Source organism: Stutzerimonas stutzeri (assembly GCF_024448895.1).
Taxonomy (GTDB): domain Bacteria; phylum Pseudomonadota; class Gammaproteobacteria; order Pseudomonadales; family Pseudomonadaceae; genus Stutzerimonas; species Stutzerimonas stutzeri_Q.
Genome location: NZ_JAMOIC010000024.1, coordinates 12986 through 32317, shown reverse-complemented (window position 1 = coordinate 32317; position 19332 = coordinate 12986). Strand labels below are relative to the sequence as shown.

Below are 19332 nucleotides of genomic sequence, written 5' to 3'. Positions count from 1 at the left end.
AGCGCGTGGAAAAGGCGTTGCCGTTTTCCACCCTACGAGTGCGCGACTTTCGAGTGTGCGGGCGTAGGGTGGAAGACCGCGAAGCGTCTTCCACCGAAACCGCTAATCCAAATCCCGATGCAGCTGGTCACGATTGGCCAGCGTCGGGAACAGCTTCATCCAGGCGCCGGTGATTATCAGCGTACCGACGCCTCCGATTACCACGGCCGGCACGGTGCCGAACCAGTGCGCGGTCAGGCCGGATTCGAATTCGCCGAGCTGATTGGAAGCCCCGATAAACAATCCGTTGACCGCACTCACGCGGCCGCGCATGGCGTCGGGCGTCTCCAGCTGCACGAAGGCGCCGCGAATCACCATGCTGATCATGTCCGCAGCGCCCAGCACCACCAGCACACCCATCGACAGCCAGAACGAGGTGGACAGGCCGAAGGCTATGGTTGCCAGGCCAAAGACGCCGACGGCCGCGAACATGACCCGGCCGACCCGCCGATTGATCGGGTAACGCGCCAACCAGAACGACATCAACAACGCACCCACGGCGGGCGCTGAACGCAGCAGCCCGAGACCTGAAGGGCCGGTGAGTAATATGTCCTTGGCGAACACTGGCAACAGCGCGGTGGCGCCGCCAAGCAGCACCGCGAACATGTCCAGAGAGATGGCGCCAAAAATGTCCGGTCGGCTTCGGATGAAGCGCATGCCAGCGAGCAGATTGTCCATCGCAGGGCCGGTCTGCTTCGGCGGAGCAGGACGCTTCGGCAGGCTGAGCATCAGGCCGCAGGCGAGGGCGAAGAGCAGCGCGACCGGCCCGTAGACCCATAGCGGGCCGATGGCGAAGAGCAACCCGCCGAGCGCGGGCGCGACGATGGTGGCTGTCTGCATGGCGGATGATGAAGCCGCGACCGCAGCGGGAAACAACTGGGTCGGCACAAGGCTGGGCAATAACGCCTGGGTCGCCGGCCCCTCGAACGCGCGTGCAGTGCCCAGCAGAAACGCCAGCACGAAGATCATCTCCCTTGTCACGCCCAGCCCACCGGCGCCGAGCACCAGCGCCAGTGCGATCAACCCCTGCAGGCCCTGACACAGTGCAGCGACCCGTCTTCTGTCGAAGCGATCGGCGACGTGTCCGGTCCAGAGAATGAACAGCAGCCGTGGGAAGAATTCCGCCAGCCCGACCAGTCCGAGGTCCAGCACGCTGCCGGTCAGTTCGTACATGTGCCAGCCGATCGCCACGGCCAGCATCTGGAAGCCACTGGCGGTGAGTACACGGGCGAACCAGAACTTGATGAAGGGGCGTTGGTGGCGCAACAGCAGCTTGGCGTGTGTGGACATCAGGCAGGCGCAAGGAGGGCGGTCGGGCAGATTAGCATGCAGCTGCAGTAACGCTCATGTCCGGTTGCAGGGGGGGCGACCGAAACGTTAACGAGGCAATTCACGACCCCCTTGATGCACGCGCACCCACATGTAGGGGCGAACTTGTTCGCCCACGTTCTAGGATCAACGGCGAATGAATTCGCCCCTACCGAACCAGCAGTAGGATGGGTTGAGCCTGCGATACCCATCGGTGCCCCAAGGTCAGATGGGTATCACTTCGCTCAACGCCATCCTACGCGGGCACCGGCCGTGAACGGTCGCGTCCGTACAAGGAGTCGATCAATCTGAAGCCCACCCTACGAAGAAAAATACGCGTTGGCTTTTCCCGTAGGGTGGGCTTTAGCCCACCGTTGACCAGTGTTGATAGCTATGGCGGTGAGGCGCCGTGCGTACGCAATCAGGCATCGGGTTTCATGTCAGGCAACAGCCCGCGCTCGGCAAACACCGCCTTGGCGGTCGCCATACCGTTCAATGCTGCAGGAAAACCGGCATAGACGGCCATCTGGATGATCACTTCGATGATCTGCTCCGGCTTGCAGCCAACGTTAAGCGCCCCATGAATGTGTACCGCCAGCTGTGGTTGGCAATGCCCGAGCGCTGTCAGCGCCGCCACCGTGGCGAGCTCGCGTTGGGGAAGGTCCAGTCCGGGGCGCTGGTAGATATCGCCGAACGGAAATTCGATGACGTAACGCGCGAGATCGGGTGCGATGGCCTGCAGGCTGGCGATGACCTTGCGGCCGGCTTCACCGTCGATCTGTTCGAGTTTGGCCAGGCCTTCGGTATAGCGGATGGATGCGGACATGAGCGTTCCTCTCGATTGGGTAGAGGAAGAGGCTGCGGCTTGGAGTGCACTCCAGGTCAAGCGCTCGTTTGCTGCCGGTAGATCTCGATCTTTGCCTGCAGCGCGTCGAGGTGATCGCGGTCACGCTCCAGTCGTAGCTGCAGCGTTGCGGCATGGATTTCGAGTAGCGCCTGGCGCGCCATCAGCGTCGAGTCGCCACGTTCGCGCAGATCGGCGTAGCGGATGATGTCCTCCAACGGCATGCCGGTGTCCTTCAGGCGTAGGACGAAGCCGACCCACTCAAGATCGCGTGAACCGTAGACTCTGTGGCCACTGGCATCCCGTTTGACGTGGCGCAGCAGACCGATCTTCTCGTAGTAACGCAGGGTGTCCGCGGACAGGCCGGTACGGGCCGCAAACTGCTGAACGCGCATCCCAGCGGCGGCCTCGCTCATGGCTTGATGGCCCGCAGAATCACGAACTTCGGTGTTGCGGCGACCTGTTCGACTTTGCCGAACAGACGCTTGAGCTTGAGGTGATAGCCCAGATGGCGATTGCCGACGATCCATAGTTCGCCACCCTTGGCCAGTGCCGTTTTGGCCTGGGTGAACATCCGCCAGGCGAGAAAATCGCCCACCACCTGTTGCTGATGAAAGGGCGGATTGCACAGCACGAGATCCAGCGAGTCCATCGGCTGCTCGGCGAGCCCATCACCCGCGCGGATATCCGTTGGACGATCTCCAAGAATCGCCTGCCAGTTCTCCCGTGCCGATTGCACTGCCATGTAGCTCTCATCCACCAGGGTCAGCTGCGCCTGCGGGTTGCTCAGCGCATAGACGATGCCGAGCACGCCGTTACCACAGCCCAGATCCGCCGCGCGCAGAGTGCCGAGCGCCTTGGGCAGGTGCGGAAGAAAGGCGCGAGTGCCGATGTCGAGGTCTTCACGGCAGAACAGGTTGGCGTGGTTGACGAGTTCCAGGCCTGGCTGATCCAGACGGTAGCGTGTCGGATATGGCGAGCGCGGGGCCGGCTTTTCGCTCGGAGTCGCGGTCAACAGCCGAGCCTTCTTCACCGCCAGCGAGGCCTGCACCGGTCCGATGTACTTTTCCAGCAAATCGCCGGCAGCCCTCGGCAGGTGCTTGATCATGGCGGCGGCGATCACCTGAGCACCCGGCGCGAGTTGGCCGTGCAGGCGGATCAGTTGCTCCTCCAGCAACGCGAGGGTCTTGGGCACGCGAATCAGCACCCGGTCGAACGGCCCCTGCGCGGCCTCGCTGGCCGGGATGAAAGTCACCGCGTCACTCGGAAGACCGTTGCGTTGCAAATTCTTCTTGAGCGCCAGGTGTGCGAGATGGGAGTCACCACTGCTGAACACCAGTGCATGCTGGGCCAGCGCGCAGGCGAGCGCGCCGAAGCTGTCGTTGAGCACCAGCACACGGCTGCCGGTGGGCAAACCTTGCTCATGAAGCTGCGCCAGCAGGTATTCATCCGCGGCATCGAACGCTTGCAGCGGCTCGTTGGGCTGTTCGGGCTGGCGGATCAGGTCGAGGCGGGCGTAGGGCGATTCGAGAATAGGCATAAGAACTGGCGGTGTTTGTGGGCGTCGGAAAGGAGTATCAAGGGGCCAGGCCGTGAAAACTACCGGTGTTGGCAGTGCTGCACTGAAGACAGCCTCAAATTGGCGCTTGCGATTAACGCGCTTCGGCGCATCCAGAGGGCGAACGAACTGCGTCCATGCTCTCCATCCAAGCTAGTACGAGCCTGCTCTTTTTACGGTGCATTGCCTGCCTCGCTTACGTTTACCAGAGCCTGGTAACTCTCGAATCCGCAGAATTTACGAAGGGAGCGAAGTATGACCGTCAGCGAAGAGAAGTTCACCCGCCAGCGTCTGCTCGATGTTCAGACGCTGACCCCCAGCCTGTTCACGCTGCGCACGACGCGCGACCCCGGTTTCCGTTTCACCGCTGGCCAGTTCGCCCGCCTCGGCGTGCGCAAACCCAGCGGCAGCATTGTGTGGCGTGCTTATTCGATGGTCTCGGCGCCCCATGATGAGTTTCTCGACTTCTTCTCCATCGTGGTGCCGGACGGTGAATTCACCAGTGAGTTGAGTCGCCTGAAGCCTGGCGATGAGCTGCTGGTGGACAAGCAGGCCTTCGGCTTTCTCACACTCGATCGCTTCATCGATGGCCGCGATCTGTGGCTGCTGGGCACGGGTACGGGGATCGCGCCGTTTCTCTCGATCCTGCAGGACTTTGAAGTCTGGCAGCGCTTCGAGCGGATCATCCTTGTGTACAGCGCCCGCACCGCATCCGAGTTGGCCTATCAGGACCTCATTCGCGAACTGCCGCAGCGCGACTATCTGGAAGGGCTGGGCAGCAAGCTGACCTACCTGCCGGTGGTTACCCGCGAGGAAATCCCTGGGGCGCTGCATGGTCGCATCACCACGCTGCTCGATACCGAAGAGTTGGAACGCGCCGCAGGTCTGGCGCTGGAGTCCGAACACTCGCGCATCATGCTTTGCGGCAATCCGCAGATGATCGAAGACACCCGCACCCTGCTCAAGACCCGCAATCTGAATCTCGCCTTGACCCGCAAGCCCGGTCAGGTAGCGGTGGAGAACTACTGGTGAAAAGCTTCGTGCAGATGGCTGGAGTTCACTGCTCGAATCCGTCATTTGCCAGTTCAGCTTGCAACCAGGTCACGAAGCACTCGATCAGGCGCTGGCGGCGTTTGCGTTCCGGCAATACCACGTAATAGCCGTAGTCAGTCCGCACGCTTTCAGTGCAGACGGAGCAGAGCAGGCCTTGAACGATCAAGTCGTCGACCAGATGACGCCAACCGATGGCGACACCCTGACCGGCAATTGCCGCCTGGATCAGCAGCGTGTAGTTGTCGAAGCGAAGCATGCCCGAGCTGGGCGTCTCGATGATGCCGAACGCGCGAAACACGCCGTTCCAGTCGAACCACCGTGAGCGGCTTTCCGGCCGCAAATGCAACAAAGGCAGGCGTGCCAGTGCTGTTGGCGGCAAGGGCGGCCGTTGCTCCTTGAGCAGCAGCGGACTGCAAACGGGGTACACCTCTTCGTGAAACAGCAGATGCGCCTCACCATGTTTGGAGCGACCGTCGCCGAAAACGATGGCGACATCGGTTTCCGACGGCAGAACGCCCAGGCCGCGCTCGCTGGTTACCAGGCTGACGTCCACTTCGGGATGGGCCTGATGGAAGCGCTCCAGGCGTGGCATGAGCCAATACGCGGCAAAGGCAAAATCGGTAGCGACCTGCAGAACCTCATGTTGCTGCTGCATGGTGACTGCCGCGAGACCGGTGTCCAGCGTCGTTAGGCCTTGCTGCACGTAACCGAACAGCAGCTCGCCGGCCTCGGTAAGGACGATGCCACGGTACACACGGTCGAACAGGCGGACCGCCAGTTGCTGTTCCAAACGTTTGATCTGCTGGCTGATCGCCGATTGAGTACTACCCAGCTCCAGCGCGGCTGCGGTGAAGCTCTGCTGGCGCGCAGCGGATTCGAATACCCGCAGCGCATCAAGGGGAATCTGATCGAGCCGGTTTGGCATTAGCTGTGCTTATCCTAGGCATAGGCTGCAGCCGGGTTTACCGCAGCGTTACAGGGTCCAGACTGTGTTGCAGCCAATCTCGCATAAAAACCAGTCATGGACCATTCGCATATGAAGCGCCCCAACATACTGCTCATCATGGCCGACCAGATGGCCGCGCCAATCCTTCCGATACATGATTCGACCTCCCCGATGAAACTGCCGAACCTCTCGCAGCTGGCCGCCAGCGGTGTGGTCTTCGACTCTGCTTATTGCAACAGCCCGCTCTGCGCGCCGTCCCGCTTCACGCTGGTCAGTGGCCAACTGCCGAGCAAGATCGGTGCATACGACAACGCCGCCGACTTTCCTGCGGATGTGCCGACGTACGCGCACTACTTGCGGCGGCTCGGTTATCACACGGCGCTGTCCGGCAAGATGCACTTCTGCGGGCCTGACCAGCTGCATGGCTACGAGGAGCGGCTGACCAGCGACATCTATCCGGCTGACTATGGCTGGGCGGTGAACTGGGACGATCCTGACCTGCGCCTGAGCTGGTACCACAATATGTCCTCGGTACTGCAGGCCGGGCCCAGCGTACGAACCAACCAGATGGATTTCGATGAGGAGGTGGTGTTCAAGGCGCAGCAGTACCTCTACGACTTCGTCCGCTCCGATAGCGCTCAGCCGTTCTGCCTGACGGTATCCATGACTCATCCTCACGATCCCTACACCATTCCAGAGGAGTACTGGAACCGCTACCAGGACGAGGACATCCCGCTGCCGCGCCAGCACATCGCCCAGGACGAGCAGGACCCTCATTCGCAGCGCCTGCTCAAAGTCATCGACCTATGGGGCAAATCGCTGCCCGAGCAGAAGATCAAGGATGCCCGTCGCGCCTATTTCGGCGCCTGCAGCTACATCGACGACAACGTCGGCAAGTTGCTGAAAACGCTCGAAGCGTGCGGCCTGACCGAGGACACCATCGTGGTGTTCTCCGGTGACCACGGTGACCAGCTGGGCGAGCGTGGCCTCTGGTACAAGATGCACTGGTTTGAGATGGCGGCCCGCGTACCGCTGATCATTCGAGCCCCTGGGATCGATCCGGCACGTGTCGGCGCCTCGGTGTCGACCGCCGACCTGTTACCGACGCTTGTCGAGCTGGCGGGCGGCACGCTGGAGACCAACCTGCCGCTCGATGGCCGCTCGCTGCTGCCACACCTGACTGGCCACGAGGGCCATGACGAAGTGATCGGTGAATACATGGCCGAAGGCACCACCAGCCCGCTGATGATGATCCGCCGCGGCGCCTACAAATTCATTTACTCGGAGCAGGACCCCTGCCTGTTGTTCGATGTGGCCAACGATCCGCTTGAGCGCGAGAACCTCATGAACTCCCCGGATCACCAGGGGCTGGCCGACGCTTTCCAGGCCGAGGCCCGGCAGCGCTGGGATATCCCAGCCATTCATGACCAGGTGCTGGCCAGCCAGCGCCGGCGACGTCTGGTCAGCGAAGCGCTGAGCCTCGGCAAGCTGACCAGCTGGGATCACCAACCCTGGGTCGATGCCAGTCAGCAGTACATGCGTAACCACATCGACCTGGACGATCTCGAGCGCAAGGCACGTTACCCACGACCTTGATAGCGGAGCGCGGCGGCGAATCAGCCGGGGCCAAGGAATCTTTTTGAATAGCAGAAAGGAAGGACGGAAATGAAGAAAACAATCAGCGCGGTTGTTGCCGGTAGCCTGTTGCTGGCCGCCACGAGTATCCAGGCGCAGGGCGCAGTCGAAGACAAACAGTGCGCCACGGTGCGCCTGGGTGATCCGGGCTGGAGTGACATCGCCGTCACCAATGGCATCGCCAGCCTGCTGCTCGAGGGCCTCGGCTACAAGCCGCAGATTATGACGCTGGGCGTGCCGATCATCTTCGCCGGGCTGACCAAGAACCAGCTCGATGTATTCCTCGGTAACTGGATGCCGGCGCAACAGGACAATTACGACAAGTTCGTGGCCAGTGGTGAAATCGATGAGCATAGCGTCAACCTGACCGGAACCGAATACACCCTGGCGGTGCCGACTACGGCCTGGAATGCCGGGGTGAAACGTTTTGAAGACCTCGACGCGAACGCGGAGCTTTTTGAAAAGACCATCTACGGGATCGCCGCCGGTGCGCCGGCCAATCTGTCGATCCAGAAGATGATCGATCAGGATGAGTTCGGCCTTGGCGATTGGCGTTTGGTTGAGTCCAGCGAGCAGGCGATGCTGGTGCAGGTCGGGCGTGCAGTGAAACGTGACAAGGGCGTGGTCTTTCTTGGCTGGACGCCGCACCCGATGAACGTGCAGCACGACATCAAGTATCTCAAGGGTGGCGAGGCCTATTTCGGCGAGAGCGGGACGGTCAATACGCTCGTGCGCAAGGGCTACGCCGCGAAGTGTCCGAATGTCGGCAAATTGCTGAGCAACCTGAAATTCACCCAGGACATGGAAAACGACATCATGGACGAAGTGCTTGCCAAAAAAGCCAACAACGAGGCGGCGGTGAAGGCTTGGGTCCAGGCCCATCCCGAGGTCCTCGACGGCTGGTTGCAAGGCGTCACCACCCGCGACGGCAAAGAAGGCCTGGCAGCGGTGAAAGCCTCGCTTTAAGGCTGCGCGGCAGGGTTGGGTAGAGCATAAGGTGGGCGCGCGGCGCGGCGCTCGCCAGCTCCGTAGGGTGGATCACGCTCCACCGATCCACCGAGCGGTGGCAAAGGTGGATGAAAAGAGCGTCATCCACCCTACGATCACTCCACAGCTCGTCTTCGTAGGATGGCGTTGAGCGCAGCGATACCCATCAATTCATCTGAGATCAATGCAGCGCCTGGTACAGCCTGCGGCAATAGGTGGTAACCAGCGGCTGATTGCTGCCCAGCAGGTCGAACACCATCAGCAGCTCGTAGGGTGGATCCCGCTCCACCGATCCACCAAGCGGTGGCAAAGGTGGATGAAAAGAGCGTTATCCACCCTACGATCAGTCCACTGCACGCCGTCGTAGGATGGCGTTGAGCGCAGCGATACCCATCAATCCATTCAGGATCAATACAGCGCTTGGTACAGCCTGCAGCAATAGGCGGTAACCCGCGGCCGATCGCTACCCAGCAGGTCGAACACCTGCAGCAGCTCGTAAGGGTGGATCACGCTTCACCGATCCACCAAGCGGTGGCAAAGGTGGATGAAAAGAGCGTTATCCACCCTACGGATCAGCTCACTGCACGCTGTCGTAGGATGGCGTTGAGCGCAGCGATACCCATCAATTCATCTGAGATCAATACAGCGCCTGGTACAGCCTGCGGCAATAGGTGGTAACCCGCGGCCGACCGCTGCCCAGCCGATCGAACACCATCAGCAGCTCGTAGGGCGGATCCTGCTCCACTGATCCACCGAGCGGTGGCAAAGGTGGATGAAAACAGCGTCATCCACCCTACGGATCAGCTCACTGCACGCTGTCGTAGGATGGCGTTGAGCGGAGCGATACCCATCAATCCATCGGGCGATCCATACAGCGCCTGGTACAGCCTGCGGCAATGGGTGGTAACCCGCGGCTGACCGCTGCCCAGCAGGTCGAAGACCCGCAGCAGCTCGTAGGGTGGATCACGCTTCACCGATCCACCGAGCGGTGGCAAAGATGGATTAAAAGAGCGTCATCCACCCGCCATTTGCGCGCTAACTGGCTGTGTCTGCGACACGTTGCGCGCCGGGGCGTTTCCGGCCACGTAGTAGGGCGCGGTGCTGCGTGGCAGCGGCGCGCGACCGCGAATCCTGTCGGCGAGCTTCTCGGCCATCATGATGGTCGGTGCGTTGAGGTTGCCGGTGGTGATCAAAGGCATGATCGAAGCATCGATCACCCGCAGCCCGTCAATGCCGTGCACCCGGCCCTGGCCGTCGACCACGGCCATTTCGTCTTCGCCCATCTTGCAGGAGCAAGACGGGTGGAACGCGGTTTCGGCATGCTGCCGGACAAAGGCGTCCAGCTCGGAGTCGCTCTGGACCTCGGCGCCGGGGCTCAATTCGCGGCCGCGATACGGATCAAGCGCCGACTGCGCAATGATTTCCCGGGTGATCCTGATCCCATCGCGAAACTCCTGCCAATCCTGTTCGCATGACATGTAGTTGAACAGGATGCTCGGATGCTGGCGCGGGTCCTTCGACCGGGCATGCACGCGCCCGCGGCTGGGCGAGCGCATGGAGCCAACATGGGCCTGGAAGCCGTGTTCCTTCACTGCGTTGCTCCCGTTGTAGTTAATGGCTACCGGCAGGAAGTGGTACTGGATGTTGGGCCACTCGAATTCGGCGCGAGAGCGAATGAAACCGCCGGCTTCGAACTGATTGCTGGCACCCACGCCTGAGCCGAGAAGCAGCCATTCGGCGCCTATCTTCGGCTGGTTGTGCATCTGCAGAGCGGGGTAGAGCGAGACCGGCTGTTTGCAGGCGTACTGCAGGTACATTTCCAGATGGTCCTGCAGGTTGGCGCCCACGCCCGGAAGCTCATGTACCAGCGGAATGTCGAGCTCGCGCAGCAGCGCGCCGGGGCCTACGCCGGATCGCTGCAGGATTTGTGGCGAGGCGATGGCGCCGCTGCAGAGCAGCACTTCCCGGCGGGCATGGGCGATCACTGGTGTGTCGCTGTTGCCCTGCAGATAAGTCGCGCCGATTGCCCGCTTGCCGCTGAACAGGATGCGGTCCGTGAGTGCATGGGTGACGATGGTCAGGTTCGCTCGGCCGCGGGCCATGTCCAGATAACCGCGAGCGGTGCTCGCACGCCGGCCCTTCGGCGTGACCGTGCGATCCATCGGGCCGAAGCCTTCCTGACGGTAGCCATTGAGGTCGTCGGTTTCCGGATAGCCGGCCTGCACGCCGGCCTCGATCATGGCGCGGAACAAGGGGTTGTTGCCGGGCTTGGGCGTTGTCACGCTCACCGGACCGTCGCCGCCATGGTAGTCGTTCGCTCCCATGTCACGGCTTTCGGCCTTGCGGAAGTAAGGGAGGCAGTCGAGGTAGGTCCAGTCCTCCAGACCGGGCGCCTTGGCCCAGCCGTCATAGTCCATTGCGTTGCCGCGGATGTAGCACATGCCGTTGATCAGCGAGGAGCCACCCAGGCCCTTGCCGCGCCCGCACTCCATGCGGCGGTTGTTCATGTAGGGTTCCGGGTCCGTCTCATAGGCCCAGTTATAGCGTCGGCCCTGCAACGGGAAAGCGAGCGCGGCAGGCATCTGGGTACGGAAGTCCATCCGGTAGTCGGGACCTCCCGCTTCGAGCAGCAGTACGCTGACATCAGCGTCCTCGGTCAGGCGCGTCGCCAGAACGTTACCGGCCGAACCGGCACCGATGATGATGTAATCGAATTCCATAGAGCGGCATCCTTTGGATGAGCGCAGCAAGCTTCAAGCCGCACCTCCGCAAGGGAGTAATGCAAGCCTTCTTGCAGCTCGCGGCTTGAAGCTGTTGCTAGAACACCGAGGTGAAATCACCCAGTTCGACCTGGATAGATTTGGTTTGGGTGTAATGCGTCAGGGTGGCAAGGCCGTTCTCACGGCCCACGCCGGATTGCTTGTAGCCTCCGACCGGCATCTCGGCAGGCGACTCACCCCAGGTATTGACCCAGCAGATACCTGCTTCCAGCTGATGAATGACGCGATGGGCTCGGGCCAGGTCATTCGTCACCACGCCGGCCGCGAGGCCGTAATCGGTATCGTTGGCGCGACGGATGACTTCCGCTTCGTCATCGAAGATGAGGATGCTCATCACCGGCCCGAAGATCTCCTCGCGCACGATGCGCATGTCATCGCGACAATCGGTAAAGACGGTTGGCGCGACATAAGCGCCCTTGGCGTATTCGCCATCAGTCACCCGTGTTCCGCCACACAGCAGACGTGCACCTTCGGCCCGGGCCGACTCGATGTAGCTCAGCACGCTGTCCATGTGGGCATAGCCAACCAGAGGCCCAAAGTTGGTCTGCTCATTCAAGGGATCACCCAGGCGGATGCGTTTTACCCGCTCGAGCACCTTGGCTTCGAACCGTGCCTGTAGCGAGCGGGGTATGAACACCCGAGTGCCGTTGGTGCAGACCTGACCCGAGCTGAAGAAGTTGGCCATGACCGCGATGTCAGCGGCGCGGTTGAGGTTGGCGTCCTCGAAGATGATCAGCGGTGACTTGCCGCCCAGCTCCATGGTCACGTCCTTTAGCGATGAGCTGGATGCGCTTGCCATGACCTTCTTGCCGGTGCTGGTGCCGCCGGTGAATGAGATCTTCGCGATACCCGGGTGTTCGGTGAGCCAGGTGCCGACCTCGCGACCGCTGCCGGTGAGTACGTTGAATACGCCATCGGGAACGCCGGCCTCGGTGTAGATTTCGGCCAGTTTGAGCGTGGTCAGAGACGTCATCTCGCTGGGCTTGAAGATCATCGCGTTACCGGCTGCCAACGCCGGCGCGGACTTCCACAGCGCAATCTGGATCGGGTAGTTCCAGGCGCCGATGCCCGCCACCACACCCAGCGGCTCGCGGCGGGTGTAGACGAAGCTGGTATCGCGCAAAGGGATCTGCTCGCCCTCGATGGCGGGAATAAGCCCGGCGTAGTACTCGAGTACATCAGCGCCGGTAACGATATCCACCGTGCGGGTTTCGGCCAGCGGCTTGCCGGTGTCGAGCGTTTCCAGCTCAGCCAGTTCATCGTTGCGCTCGCGCAAGATGTCTACCGCTCGCCGCAAGATTCTGGAGCGCTGCATGGCGGTCATCGCAGCCCAGACCTTTTGCCCGGCGTTAGCGCTGGCGACGGCCTTGTCCACATCCGACTGCGACGCGCGCTGCAGCTCGGCCAGCACTTCACCGGTCGCGGGGTTCACTGTCTCGAGCGTAGCGCCGCTGGTTGCATCGACATAGCGACCGTTGACGTACAGTTTCTGCTGCTCGAAGCGGGGCATGGTCATCCTCACGCGGCGTGGTTGAAATGGGGATCAGTGCACCTGTTTGGCCAGTTGCTGATCCAGATACTCATAGGCGAGGGAAAGCGCCTGGTCGATATCGAAGTCGTCACCGGCCAACGCGCCACGCAACCAGAGACCGTCGATAAGTGCCGCCATGCCCCGTGCCGCCGAGCGGGCTTGTTCCTGGGGCAGGACGCGTGTGAACTCGCAGCAGAGGTTCGAGTAAAGACGGTGATCATTGACCCGCTGCAACCGGTGCAGGGTGGGCTGATGCATGCTGAACGCCCAGAACGCCAGCCAGGTTTTCATGGCGGGACCATTGACCTGGCTATCGTCGAAGTTGCCGTCGATGATCGCCTGCAGATGCGCACGGGGGCTGCTGTCGCCGAGCGTCTCGCGACGTTTGCGAACCGCCTGGTTCAACGCCTTCATCAGGTGCCGCATGGTGGCTTCGAGCAGGCCGTTCTTGTCCTGAAAGTAGTGCGCAATGATGCCGTTCGACACCCCCGCCAGGCGCGCGATCATGGAGATGCTGGCATCACTCATTCCGACCTGGTCTACGGCCTCGAGGGTGGCGTGGATCAGTTGCTTGCGCCGGATGGGCTGCATTCCAACCTTGGGCATTGGGTGATTCCGGTCAGGGGTTTGGCTGGCAACCACCCTAATGAGTTTTTATTGAACGCTCAATCAATAAAAGACCCGGGGTCGATTATGGGTACGTAGACGTCGCGCGTGAGCGCGGGTAGGTGGTGTGCTGGGCGTTGATTGCGGGCGAATGCGGCGGCACCGCCCGCAGGTGATCAGAGAATGTCCAGTGGGTACTCGGTGATCACACGCAGTTCGTCGATGTCGCCGGCGAAACCGCGGGCCGTGGCGTAACGCACGCGCACGGAGAGGTCTTTCAAGTCACCGTCCTGAACGACGTACCTGGCCTCCAGGTCTCGCTCCCACTCTTTGCCCTTGCCGGCATCGCCCGCGTAGTAGGCGTAGGCCCCATCGGGATCAACGCTCGCACCATCGATGTCGCCCTTGATGTACCGGGCCATCAGGCTCAGCCCCGGCACTCCGTACGCTGCCATGTTGAGATCGTAGCGGGCTTGCACCGACTTCTCGCCCGGTGCGTTGAAGTCCGACCATTGGGAGGAGTTGGCCAGATAGATGGAGTCGCCGGCATTGGTCCCGTCCATGCTGATGTAGTCCATCGGCGAGTTGCCGTTCACCTGCTGATGGGACAGGGAGACCCTATGGGCGCCGAACGTATAGCCGGCGGCTAGGGACCAGGCAGTGGTGTTGATGTTGCCCGCCTGGGCCGATCCTTCGTCGCGGGTGTCGTAGACGTTGAAGTCGAACGCCAGCGACTGGTCGTCCGCCAGCGGCAGTATGTAGTTCAGGTTGCCGTAGTACTGGGTCCAGACATCCTCGTACTTGGAGCCATAGAGGGTGGCGCTGAGGCTATCGGTCAATTGATAAGTGCCGCCCAGGTAGCCAACGCGCTGCGCATCGATGCCGCCGGCGTAGACCAGGGATATGTCGCCGTCGCGGTTGAGCGAGCGGTTGCGATCACGGAGCGAGGTAAAGTAACCCGCATCGATGGTCAGGCCTTCCAGCTCATTGGAAGACAGCTGGAAGCCGTTGGCGGTGCTGGCGAAGATGCGTCCAGTTCCGGGCGAGAAGACCGGTGCGGTGGGTGTCAGGTCGCCGTACTTCAGGGTGGTATTGGAGACGCGCACCTTGGCTGCGCCGCCAGCAAATCCAAGTTCATCGGCGGCTCGGCCGTCACTGTCCACCGGCAGCAGACCAGTGCCACTTGTACCGCGACCGCTGTCGAGCTTGATCGCGCCCCCGGCGTGGAGGTCGACGCCGAAGCCTACCGTGCCCTGGGTGAAGCCAGATTCATAGGTGAGCAACATGCCGTGGGCCCACTCTTCGATGCGGCTCTTGGCGGCGCCGGAGGCACGGTTGTCACGGGCGAAGTAATAGTTTCTGTTCAACAGCGTCAGGTTGCTATCGGCGACGAAGCCTGCGGATTCGGACTGCTCGCTGGCCACGGCAAGCTGTGAGGTAGCGGCGGTAACAGCAAGCGCCAGGGCGCTCCATTTCATTGCCTGCATTGGAAAGTGCTCCATGATTTTTGGAAGGGCGCCCGCCGGGGCGCCGTGTGGATGAGGAGGTAGAAGGGAGGGCGTTATTCGAGCCAGCCGGCGACGCGTTCCGGGTTGTTCTTCACCCACTCGCGGGCGGCCACGTCCGGCTTGACGCCGTCGCGAATGGCCAGCATCACCTCGCCGACTTCCTCGGCGTTCCAACTGAACTTCTTCAGGAATGCCTCGGCCTCGGGGGCCTTGCTGGCGAGTGCCGGATTGGCGACGGTATCGACGTGTTCGTCGTCGCCGAAGACCTTCTTCGGGTCGTCCAGGAAGCGCAGCTTCCACTTGGCGAACATCCAGTGCGGGATCCAACCGGTGACGACGATGGGCTCCTTCGCCTTTTCCGCACGGGTCAGCGCGGTGGTCATGGCCGGACCCGAACTGGGCATCAGCCGGATGTCCAGATCGTATTGTTTGATGGCGTCCTCGGTGCGGCGCATGACGCCGGCTCCGGCATCGATGCCGGTGATCTTGCCGCCGAACGAGTCGCTGTGCTGGTTGAGGTCCTCGATGCTCCTGGCCGCGACATAATCCGGCACGATCAAGCCGATCTTGGCGCCTTCATAGTTGGTGCCGAGCACCACGACCTTGTCCTTCAATTTCTCGAAATACTCACCGTGAGTCGCTGGCAGCCAGGCGGAGAGGGTCGCGTCCAGATCGCCGCGAGCGACGCCTTGCCACATGATTGCTGGCTCGACCGGCTGCAGCTTGACCTTATAGCCCAGGTTGCTCTGCAGGATTTCGCCCGCCACGTGGGTGGCTGCGACGCTATCGTCCCAGCCGTTGACATAGCCGATCTTCAGCTCGGGTTTGTCGGCTGCCATGCTGGCCGCCATGCCGAGCGCCATGCTGGCGGCGCCGAGGCCACAAAGAAGGTGCTTGAGTAGACGCATGCGTTTTAGCTCCATGTCGGTGGGTGGCATTGATGCCGACCGTGACCCCGGTCAGCCGGGATCGCGATTTGGTGCAGGGCCTCAGCCGTTAAGCGAAGACCCAGGCGCGGTCGGGCGCGGGCTGATGCACGCGCCGGCAATAGGGATGATTGATTCGGGCGGCGGCTGCCAAGCGAGGCATGGTCTGGGACTCGCCACGCCTGGACGCGCCTCGCTTTAGGTGCTGATGGTCAAAGGCCGACGAATTTCTTTACGGCAGCAACGCCGTCCTGGCCGTCATAGGTGGTCACGCCGTCGAGCCACTGATCGAGCGCGGCTGGGTTGGCCTTGATCCAGTTCTTCGCAACGGTCTGTGGATCACCCTTATCGAGGGCCATCTGCATCAGCTCACTCTCGATGGGGACAGTGAACTGCAGGTTCTTCAGCAATTTCCCAACGTTTGCGCAGCGGTCGAGATAGTCCGACGCGACAACGGTGAAGACCTTGGCCGCGCCGTAGTCAGGGCCGAACACGTCGTCACCGCCGGCCAGGTAGGTCAGGTCGTACTGGGCATTCATCGGATGGGGCGCCCAACCAAGAAAGACCACGGGCTCTTTCTTGCGGATCGCACGTTGCACCTGGACCAGCATGCCGGCTTCGCTGGACTCGATCATGCGGAAGCCGCCAAGCCCGAACTGGTCGCTCTTGATCATTTTCTCGATTAGCAGGTTGCCGTCGTTACCGGGCTCGATCGCGTAGATCCGTCCGCCCAGTTGCTCTTTGAACTTGGCGATGTCCTGGAAACTTTTCAGCCCGGCTTCAGCTGTGTAACTCGGCACCGCCAGGGTGTATTTGGCGCCCTCCAGATTGGGCGACTCCAGCACCCGGACACCGTCGTTTTTGGCGAATGGCTCGATCACCGCATCCATCGACGGCGACCAGTAGCCGAGGAAGGCATCGATCTGCTTGTTCTTCACGCCGGTGAAGGCAATCGGAACCGAGGCCATCACCTTGCTCGGGTCGTAGCCCAGGCCTTCGGTCAGCACCATGGCCACGCCCGTGGTGGCCGCAATATCGGCCCAGCCGATTTCAGCGAAGCGCACCTTCTCGCAGCTCGCCGGCTCTTGTGCCCATGCGCTCTGCAGTAGCGCGCACGAGAGCAGCCCGATACCCGTTATCGTCTTGAATGTGGCCATTCTGATTTCCTATCTCTGAGTGGGATCGTTGCGGTTACTGGCCCTGTGGCCTGAGCTTGGCCGTCACCCAGGTGTACCAGGTGGCTTTCTGTGTGGCCCGTTTGGCCGTGCCGAAGCTTTCGGTGATGCGATCGAGAATGATGGCCAGCAGCACCACCGCCATGCCGCTTTCGAATCCAAGGCCGATGTCCAGCCGCTGGATGCTGGCCAGCACGTCGTTGCCCAGGCCACCGGCGCCCACCATCGAGGCGATGATCACCATCGACAGCGCCATCATGATGGTCTGGTTGACCCCGGCCATGAGCGAGGGCATGGCATTGGGCAGCTGCACTTTGAACAGCAGTTGCCGGCTGTTGCAGCCGAAGGATTGTCCGGCCTCGACGATCTCTTTATTGACCTGGCGGATGCCCAGGTTGGTCAGCCTTACCGCCGGCGGCATGGCGAAAATCACCGTAGCGATGATGCCGGGCACTCGACCGAGGCCGAACAGCATCGCCGCCGGGATCAGATAGACGAACGCTGGCATCGTCTGCATGAAATCCAGGATCGGACGGGTGATCATGGCGACCCGCTCGCTACGCGCGGACCAGATGCCCAATGGAACGCCCAGCGTCAGGCTGATCAACGTGGCGGAAAATGTCAGGCCGAGGGTCACAACGGTCTGCTCCCAGAAACCGGTGAGCACGATGAGAATGAAGGAGACAGCGGTGAAAGCTGCGAATCGGGCACCGATGCGCCACAGTCCAAGGCCGACGAAAATGACGATGAGCAGCCAGGCCGGCGGCAGCATCAGCAACGCCTCGATTCCTTCGGAAAACCCACTGACCACGCCGCCGAGACTATCGAAGGCTCCGCTGTAGTTCTCCAACAGATGCTGGACGACGTCGTTGACCCAGCTACCCAGATCCAGTTCTTTGCTCATGTTCATTCCTCCTGCAGGCGAGTCAGAAGGCGACCTTTACTGATGGCGCCCGCGTAAAACCCTTGGCTGTCCACCACTGGCATCGGTCCCTCGTTGTCCACCAGCCGCTCGATCACCTGGTCGAGGGGCTGGTCTTCAGTAAGGGGGGCGATCTGTTTCAACACGTTCGCTTCGAGGGCACAGGTCTGGCCGTTCTCGACCAGCAGGGCGATCCGCTCCAGGCTGATGGAGCCGCGGAACTTCCTGTTCTCATCGACGATGAAGGCGTAGTGCTTGTCCAGCGCCTGCAGCTCCTGGCAGACCTGCATGGCGTCCGGCGCCTTGCCGTTGTGCACGTAGAGCGGGACGCTATCGGTCTTGAGCTGGCCGGCAGTGAGGTAGCGGCTGGTATTGACCGTCTCGAAGAAGTTGCGCACGTAGCTGTTGGCGGGGTTGTCGATCAGCTCCTGGGGCGTACCGACCTGCACCAGCTTGCCGCCTTCCATGATCCCTATGCGATTGCCAATGCGCATGGCCTCTTCGATGTCGTGGGAGACAAAGATGATGGTGCGTCTGTGGGTCTTCTGCAGCTCCAGCAGCACGTCCTGCATTTCCCGGCGCTTGAGCGGGTCGAGGGCGGAAAAGGCCTCGTCCATGATGATCATCGAAGGATTCACCGCCAGCGCGCGGGCCAGGCCGACGCGCTGCTGCATGCCGCCGGACAGCTCGTGGGGAAACTTGTCGGCGAAGGTATCGAGGCCGACCTGTGCGAGCACCGTCATGGCGCGTTCCTCGCGCTCTCTTCTGCCGATACCGGCAACCTCCAGGCCGAATGCCGCATTGTCCAGGACCGAGCGCGACGGCATCAGTGCGAAGGACTGGAACACCATGCTCATGTCACGGCGGCGCAGGTCGATGAGTTGGGCGTGGGGCAGTTTCGCGACGTTTTGCCCGTCAATGAATACGTCGCCGGCGCTTGGCTCGATCAGGCGGTTGATCAGGCGTATGAGGGTGGACTTGCCAGAACCGGACAGCCCCATGAGGACGAATATTTCGCCTTCGTCGACGCTGAACGAAACGTCGCTGACGCCTATCACGGCGCCACGCTCGGCGAGAATCTTGTCCTTGCTCCAGCCTTGCTTGAGCAGCGCAATGGCTTCTTGTTCTTGTGAGCCGAATACCTTGTACAGGTTCTCGACGACGATTTTTCCAGACTGCATGGGATTGTTCCCCTCAGTAGGCATTCAGGCCAGCTAAACGGGGCCGCAAGCACCTGCAGCGCTTGTCGGCTGAAGCCATGGGTTATGGCTCTTTTATTGACTTGGTCTTCGGATAAAGCGGTGCGGCAGCAGGCTCGACGACCCGCAGCAACAGGTAGCGGATGAGGGCATCCGCTCTTAGGCTGTTTCGGCGTCGTTTTATGATCCTGGTTGCGTTAGTCGCTTTCGTCCTGGCAGTTCTAGCTAAATCATCGTGGCTCCCCGCTTGGGAGGCGCGGAGCATGTATTCATTATTGTTATTAAGCAGCCGTTGTAGTGGGCGGCTTTGTGTAA

At 61.6% G+C, this 19332-nt stretch carries 17 protein-coding genes and 1 pseudogene; 3 read left to right on the top strand and 15 right to left on the bottom strand.

Translation table 11 applies throughout. The features are described 5' to 3' along the window. Positions 1-102: 102 nt before the first annotated feature. The 4 genes from NA619_RS21185 to NA619_RS21170 all read right to left on the bottom strand — a co-directional run bounded on the left by NA619_RS21185 (position 103) and on the right by NA619_RS21170 (position 3731). Positions 103-1329 carry an MFS transporter gene (locus NA619_RS21185; RefSeq protein WP_255963796.1) on the bottom strand — a complete coding sequence of 409 codons (1227 nt, stop codon included), beginning with the start codon at positions 1327-1329 and terminating at the stop codon, positions 103-105. Positions 1330-1768: 439 nt separating this feature from the next. Further along, entirely contained in the window at positions 1769-2173 is a 405-nt protein-coding gene (locus NA619_RS21180) for a carboxymuconolactone decarboxylase family protein (RefSeq protein ID WP_255963795.1), read from the bottom strand. A gap of 56 nt (positions 2174-2229) precedes the next feature. Continuing rightward, the gene (locus NA619_RS21175) at positions 2230-2607 is read right to left on the bottom strand and encodes a MerR family transcriptional regulator (RefSeq protein ID WP_255963794.1); all 378 of its coding nucleotides are present in this window, start codon (positions 2605-2607) and stop codon (positions 2230-2232) included. Then, on the bottom strand, positions 2604-3731 hold the full coding sequence (locus NA619_RS21170; RefSeq protein WP_255963793.1) for a methyltransferase: 1128 nt from the start codon (positions 3729-3731) through the stop codon (positions 2604-2606). The genes NA619_RS21175 and NA619_RS21170 overlap by 4 nt, the downstream gene beginning before the upstream one ends. Positions 3732-4004: 273 nt before the next feature. Here NA619_RS21170 and NA619_RS21165 point away from each other — a divergent pair, with 273 nt between their 5' ends. After that, positions 4005-4781 (top strand): ferredoxin--NADP reductase, encoded by a 777-nt coding sequence (locus NA619_RS21165; RefSeq protein ID WP_255963792.1) that lies wholly within the window; start codon positions 4005-4007, stop codon positions 4779-4781. A 25-nt stretch (positions 4782-4806) separates the two neighbouring features. Here NA619_RS21165 and NA619_RS21160 read toward each other — a convergent pair whose 3' ends face one another. Beyond that, entirely contained in the window at positions 4807-5727 is a 921-nt protein-coding gene (locus NA619_RS21160; protein WP_255963791.1) for a choline sulfate utilization transcriptional regulator, read from the bottom strand. A 111-nt stretch (positions 5728-5838) separates the two neighbouring features. Between NA619_RS21160 and betC the strand changes: the two genes are divergently transcribed. Together betC and choX (NA619_RS21150) are read left to right on the top strand one after the other, a co-directional pair. After that, positions 5839-7344, top strand: a complete 1506-nt coding sequence (betC, locus tag NA619_RS21155) for a choline-sulfatase (RefSeq protein WP_255963790.1) — start codon at positions 5839-5841, stop codon at positions 7342-7344. Between the two features lie 69 nt (positions 7345-7413). Next, entirely contained in the window at positions 7414-8349 is a 936-nt protein-coding gene (gene choX / locus NA619_RS21150) for a choline ABC transporter substrate-binding protein (protein WP_255963789.1), read from the top strand. Between the two features lie 429 nt (positions 8350-8778). Here the strand turns inward: choX (NA619_RS21150) and NA619_RS21145 are convergent. The 10 genes and pseudogenes from NA619_RS21145 to NA619_RS21100 form a co-directional block, all read right to left on the bottom strand. Continuing rightward, positions 8779-8862 (bottom strand): annotated as a pseudogene (locus tag NA619_RS21145) (hypothetical protein); the annotation flags it as partial. Between the two features lie 308 nt (positions 8863-9170). Beyond that, positions 9171-9344 (bottom strand): hypothetical protein, encoded by a 174-nt coding sequence (locus NA619_RS21140; protein ID WP_255963788.1) that lies wholly within the window; start codon positions 9342-9344, stop codon positions 9171-9173. 39 nt (positions 9345-9383) lie between these two features. After that, complete coding sequence (betA, locus tag NA619_RS21135) at positions 9384-11090, bottom strand: choline dehydrogenase (RefSeq protein WP_255963787.1); 1707 nt, start codon at positions 11088-11090, stop codon at positions 9384-9386. Between the two features lie 97 nt (positions 11091-11187). Further along, the gene (gene betB, locus NA619_RS21130; RefSeq protein ID WP_255963786.1) at positions 11188-12660 is read right to left on the bottom strand and encodes a betaine-aldehyde dehydrogenase; all 1473 of its coding nucleotides are present in this window, start codon (positions 12658-12660) and stop codon (positions 11188-11190) included. A gap of 33 nt (positions 12661-12693) precedes the next feature. Beyond that, a complete protein-coding gene (betI, locus tag NA619_RS21125; protein WP_255963785.1) occupies positions 12694-13287 on the bottom strand; it encodes a transcriptional regulator BetI in 594 nt (197 codons plus the stop codon). A 176-nt stretch (positions 13288-13463) separates the two neighbouring features. After that, the gene (locus NA619_RS21120) at positions 13464-14774 is read right to left on the bottom strand and encodes an OprD family porin (protein WP_255963784.1); all 1311 of its coding nucleotides are present in this window, start codon (positions 14772-14774) and stop codon (positions 13464-13466) included. A gap of 74 nt (positions 14775-14848) precedes the next feature. Next, a complete protein-coding gene (locus NA619_RS21115) occupies positions 14849-15703 on the bottom strand; it encodes a glycine betaine ABC transporter substrate-binding protein (RefSeq protein ID WP_255963783.1) in 855 nt (284 codons plus the stop codon). A gap of 230 nt (positions 15704-15933) precedes the next feature. Then, the gene (gene choX / locus NA619_RS21110) at positions 15934-16878 is read right to left on the bottom strand and encodes a choline ABC transporter substrate-binding protein (protein WP_255963782.1); all 945 of its coding nucleotides are present in this window, start codon (positions 16876-16878) and stop codon (positions 15934-15936) included. 34 nt (positions 16879-16912) lie between these two features. Further along, positions 16913-17800: an ABC transporter permease gene (locus tag NA619_RS21105; RefSeq protein ID WP_255963781.1), complete on the bottom strand. Its 888-nt coding sequence runs from the start codon at positions 17798-17800 to the stop codon at positions 16913-16915. Positions 17801-17802: 2 nt separating this feature from the next. After that, positions 17803-18999: a quaternary amine ABC transporter ATP-binding protein gene (locus NA619_RS21100; RefSeq protein WP_255963780.1), complete on the bottom strand. Its 1197-nt coding sequence runs from the start codon at positions 18997-18999 to the stop codon at positions 17803-17805. Between the last annotated feature and the right edge of the window lie 333 nt (positions 19000-19332).

Bases quoted from the DNA above. Each gene is read 5' to 3' on its own strand.
- NA619_RS21180 (WP_255963795.1), bottom strand. From the start codon at position 2,173: ATGTCCGCATCCATCCGCTATACCGAAGGCCTGGCCAAACTCGAACAG.
- betA (WP_255963787.1), bottom strand. From the start codon at position 11,090: ATGGAATTCGATTACATCATCATCGGTGCCGGTTCGGCCGGTAACGTT.
- NA619_RS21185 (WP_255963796.1), bottom strand. From the start codon at position 1,329: ATGTCCACACACGCCAAGCTGCTGTTGCGCCACCAACGCCCCTTCATC.
- betI (WP_255963785.1), bottom strand. From the start codon at position 13,287: ATGCCCAAGGTTGGAATGCAGCCCATCCGGCGCAAGCAACTGATCCAC.
- NA619_RS21115 (WP_255963783.1), bottom strand. From the start codon at position 15,703: ATGCGTCTACTCAAGCACCTTCTTTGTGGCCTCGGCGCCGCCAGCATG.
- choX (WP_255963782.1), bottom strand. From the start codon at position 16,878: ATGGCCACATTCAAGACGATAACGGGTATCGGGCTGCTCTCGTGCGCG.
- NA619_RS21160 (WP_255963791.1), bottom strand. From the start codon at position 5,727: ATGCCAAACCGGCTCGATCAGATTCCCCTTGATGCGCTGCGGGTATTC.
- NA619_RS21175 (WP_255963794.1), bottom strand. From the start codon at position 2,607: ATGAGCGAGGCCGCCGCTGGGATGCGCGTTCAGCAGTTTGCGGCCCGT.
- betB (WP_255963786.1), bottom strand. From the start codon at position 12,660: ATGCCCCGCTTCGAGCAGCAGAAACTGTACGTCAACGGTCGCTATGTC.
- NA619_RS21105 (WP_255963781.1), bottom strand. From the start codon at position 17,800: ATGAGCAAAGAACTGGATCTGGGTAGCTGGGTCAACGACGTCGTCCAG.
- NA619_RS21100 (WP_255963780.1), bottom strand. From the start codon at position 18,999: ATGCAGTCTGGAAAAATCGTCGTCGAGAACCTGTACAAGGTATTCGGC.
- NA619_RS21165 (WP_255963792.1), top strand. From the start codon at position 4,005: ATGACCGTCAGCGAAGAGAAGTTCACCCGCCAGCGTCTGCTCGATGTT.
- NA619_RS21170 (WP_255963793.1), bottom strand. From the start codon at position 3,731: ATGCCTATTCTCGAATCGCCCTACGCCCGCCTCGACCTGATCCGCCAG.
- choX (WP_255963789.1), top strand. From the start codon at position 7,414: ATGAAGAAAACAATCAGCGCGGTTGTTGCCGGTAGCCTGTTGCTGGCC.
- betC (WP_255963790.1), top strand. From the start codon at position 5,839: ATGAAGCGCCCCAACATACTGCTCATCATGGCCGACCAGATGGCCGCG.
- NA619_RS21120 (WP_255963784.1), bottom strand. From the start codon at position 14,774: ATGCAGGCAATGAAATGGAGCGCCCTGGCGCTTGCTGTTACCGCCGCT.